Genomic DNA, 3,170 nt, shown 5'->3' on the forward strand with positions numbered 1-3,170 from the left:
ACGCAATAGTTCAGGACCATCCTTTTCCCAGCGCTGGCTTTCCTGCCACAATTCAGCTGGTTGCACGGAAGGCATTAATACCTCCTGGGCTCCGGCTTTATTCATTTCCTCACGTACGATGGCTTCAGTTTTACGCAACACCCGCAAGCCCATCGGCAACCAGGTATACAGACCAGATGCGAGTCGGCGTATTAATCCGGCACGAAGCATCAGTTGATGGCTGACGATTTCGGCGTCTGCAGGGGTTTCTTTTAAGGTGGAAATAAGCAGCTTCGAAGTACGCATGGAAAACGTGATTCCTGTTAATTAGTTATGGTGATGGATATAAAAAAGACCGCGCTGACAGATAGAATATCAGCGCAGTCTGCTTTGCACTTAAAAAGTGCTGTGATCCCAGCCCCAGTTCTGCCGTTCGGAGTCAGTCATACTGATATAAGTCCGACTGCCGCTGACGCCAATCTGTTCTTCAATCATCGTACATAAAGCATCAGAAAGCGCTTTTCTGTCACTGGGTAAGCCGAGCGATCGATAATCCAGAATCGCTGCAGGCTCAGTGCTACCACCAAACGACATTGCGGTTTTTGATTCAACCGCGATCATCACGTAACTTTCCGGTTTACCGGATGCCTGTGCGACAGTTTTACTGGCCACCTTCAATAACGCGGCTTCATCATTAATGGGTTGATTGGTCACAATATTTAAATAAGGCATGGTTACTTCTCCTATTCGCAGAATTGGTTAACTTGCTGTTGAAGCGTGCTTATTTTTTGCTGTCTTTCTTCTTCGGTGGGGCGGGTGACATTGCCCTGCGCATCCATCATTCGACGGCCGGGATTATTTTGGTACTGTTGCAGATTATATTTGGCAACCCGGCAGTTTTCTGCCAAAGCTTCAGCGGCGAGCTGTTCCTGTTGCTGTTTTTGTTGTTCCTCTTCGCGCGCTTTATCGGTCGCCTTTTGTGCTTCAATAAGCGACTCAACTTGTTTTTTAGCTGCTTCCGGATTCATTGATGGCGGCGGTGGCGTGCCCATCTTTTCATAGGGTTTGTCGACTGGTGGGGTTTGTGAATAGATAACATCACCATCATCATCGATCCACTTATAAGCATCCGCCTGAACCGCCATGGCAAATACTAAAGCAAGACAACAACAGCTTAATTGCGGTATAAACATCGCGGGTACCTGATAAAATAAATCGTTATTCTACGCCAAAGCGCTATTTCATAAAATGTCTGATCATCATGCTCGTTTCGAGTTAAAAATCCCGGTAGAACAAGGCTCGGCAAATGCCGTCGATCTGTTAGCTGCTCACTGTGAATTATCTCGTCAGCAAATTAAGCAGGCGATGAGCAAGGGAGCTGTCTGGTTACAAAAAGGGAAACGGACTCAACGCCTGCGCCGGGCGACAAAAAAACTGAATTCGGGTGAAATACTGAGGCTGTATTACGATAAGCGTTTACTGGACCAAATCCCTGAGCCCCCGCAGCTGTTACATGATTTCGGTGTTTACAGCGTGTGGATTAAACCCGCTGGAATGCTCGCACAAGGAACGGAGTGGGGCGATCATTGCAGTTTGCTGAGGGTGTCTGAACTAGCCTTTGACAAACCGAGACAGAGTTTTCTGATTCAACGCCTGGATCGTGAAGCCTATGGTTTGATGATAATTGCGCATCAGCAAAAAGTGGCGGCTCAGTTATCCACGCTGTTCCAGCAGCGCATGATTGAAAAAAACTACGAGATCCAGGTAGATGGAGAGGTGAGCTGGCAACAACTGACAGTTAATACGCCGCTGGATGGTAAACATGCCATCAGTCATTTTGAAAATCGTGCTTATGACCCTTTACAGAACCGTACTCAGCTAAGGGTCAAAATTGAAACTGGACGAATGCACCAAATTCGACGTCATTGCGCGTCAATAGGCCATCCTGTGAGTGGTGATACACGTTATGGCAGAAAAAGTCGCGATGGATTGCAGCTCAAAGCCAGTCGTTTAGAGTTTGATTGTCCGATTACACATAAAAAACAAATATTTAGTTGCTAGGGTATGAATGATAAGCAGACCCCAGTACGTTGACAATGGTTTTTTTGCGGCGTAATGATCAGCTATCGACATCAACGGAGAAGTCTGTGATGAGTCAGTCCGAACAACAGTGTGTTCAGGATCCCGGATTCGGGCAGTATGATGGGGATGATGATCGCCGTCGATATCAACGGCGCCAGGGCATTGAGAGGCGACAACTCATTCGTTTTGATTTGACTCATATCAAACGACGTTCCGGACNNAGTCCGGTTAAACACCATTAAGCTGAATCTGCCAGTCGCAAGATCCTGCCAACATAAATACTTTGCGAGAGGCCTCTTGACGCCAGGAAAATAATTAAAGCAGCCCACAAACCATGATTACCTAACGGTTGCAGCAGATAAAAAGCAGGCAAATAGCAACAAAGTGCTGAAAACAGCATGGTATTACGCATTTCGCGGCTGCGTGTCGCCCCTACAAACAAACCATCCAGCAAATACGACCATACCGCAATCAGCGGTGCGATTATCACCCAGATAAGATGCATGTTGGCGAACTCAATAACCGCATCAATCCCGGTTAATAGTCGAATAATCAGCTGACCAAACAGCAGATAAGTCAGCGAAAACAGCAGCGCCATCAATACAGACCAGAACGCTGTCAGACCAAGCGCTTTTTTTAACATCACTGGAGATTTGCGCCCAATGGCTTTGCCGGTCAGTGCTTCGGTCGCATTGGCAAAACCATCCAAAACAAAGGCCATGAAGGTAATAAAATTCAGTAAAACACTGTTGGCTGCCAATACGGTATCGCCCTGTCGGGCACCTTGCGTGGTGAATAGGGCAAAGCAGCTGATTAGCAAAAAGGTTCTGATCATTACATTGCCATGTACATGTAAGCCATGTCGGCTTTGTTGCAGTACTTTTTTGCTGAGTGATAAACGAATACCGGCTTTATTCAGACCATAATATCTGAGTAACAGCAGTCCGATCAGCAAGCCAGTGTATTCAGCAATAACCGATGCCAATGCAACGCCATCAACATCCATGCCCAACCCCATAACAAAAACGGCATCCAGCAGAATATTCGTGATGTTGATAACCAGTACCATTACCAACGCAGCTTTTGATGCTTCACGACCGATCAACCAG

At 46.7% G+C, this 3,170-nt stretch carries 4 protein-coding genes and 1 pseudogene; 1 reads left to right on the plus strand and 4 read right to left on the minus strand.

Annotation, left to right across the window (positions count from 1 at the left end; genetic code table 11):
- The 3 genes and pseudogenes from B3O33_RS07650 to B3O33_RS07660 all read right to left on the minus strand — a co-directional run.
- Positions 1-285 (minus strand): annotated as a pseudogene (locus tag B3O33_RS07650) (proline--tRNA ligase); the annotation flags it as partial.
- A 90-nt stretch (positions 286-375) separates the two neighbouring features.
- Entirely contained in the window at positions 376-711 is a 336-nt protein-coding gene (locus B3O33_RS07655) for a phenylpyruvate tautomerase MIF-related protein (protein ID WP_292361409.1), read from the minus strand.
- A gap of 11 nt (positions 712-722) precedes the next feature.
- Complete coding sequence (locus B3O33_RS07660) at positions 723-1,172, minus strand: DUF4124 domain-containing protein (protein WP_292361408.1); 450 nt, start codon at positions 1,170-1,172, stop codon at positions 723-725.
- Positions 1,173-1,227: 55 nt separating this feature from the next.
- Here B3O33_RS07660 and B3O33_RS07665 point away from each other — a divergent pair, with 55 nt between their 5' ends.
- Positions 1,228-2,040 carry an RluA family pseudouridine synthase gene (locus B3O33_RS07665; RefSeq protein ID WP_292361407.1) on the plus strand — a complete coding sequence of 271 codons (813 nt, stop codon included), beginning with the start codon at positions 1,228-1,230 and terminating at the stop codon, positions 2,038-2,040.
- A gap of 259 nt (positions 2,041-2,299) precedes the next feature.
- Here B3O33_RS07665 and B3O33_RS07670 read toward each other — a convergent pair.
- Positions 2,300-3,170: MATE family efflux transporter (locus B3O33_RS07670; RefSeq protein ID WP_292363333.1), on the minus strand; the 871-nt coding region annotated here is incomplete at its 5' end.

It is taken from the genome of Methylophaga sp. UBA1464, from assembly GCF_002325665.1.
Classification (GTDB): domain Bacteria; phylum Pseudomonadota; class Gammaproteobacteria; order Nitrosococcales; family Methylophagaceae; genus Methylophaga.

Bases quoted from the DNA above. Each gene is read 5' to 3' on its own strand.
- B3O33_RS07660 (WP_292361408.1), bottom strand. From the start codon at position 1,172: ATGTTTATACCGCAATTAAGCTGTTGTTGTCTTGCTTTAGTATTTGCC.
- B3O33_RS07665 (WP_292361407.1), top strand. From the start codon at position 1,228: ATGTCTGATCATCATGCTCGTTTCGAGTTAAAAATCCCGGTAGAACAA.
- B3O33_RS07655 (WP_292361409.1), bottom strand. From the start codon at position 711: ATGCCTTATTTAAATATTGTGACCAATCAACCCATTAATGATGAAGCC.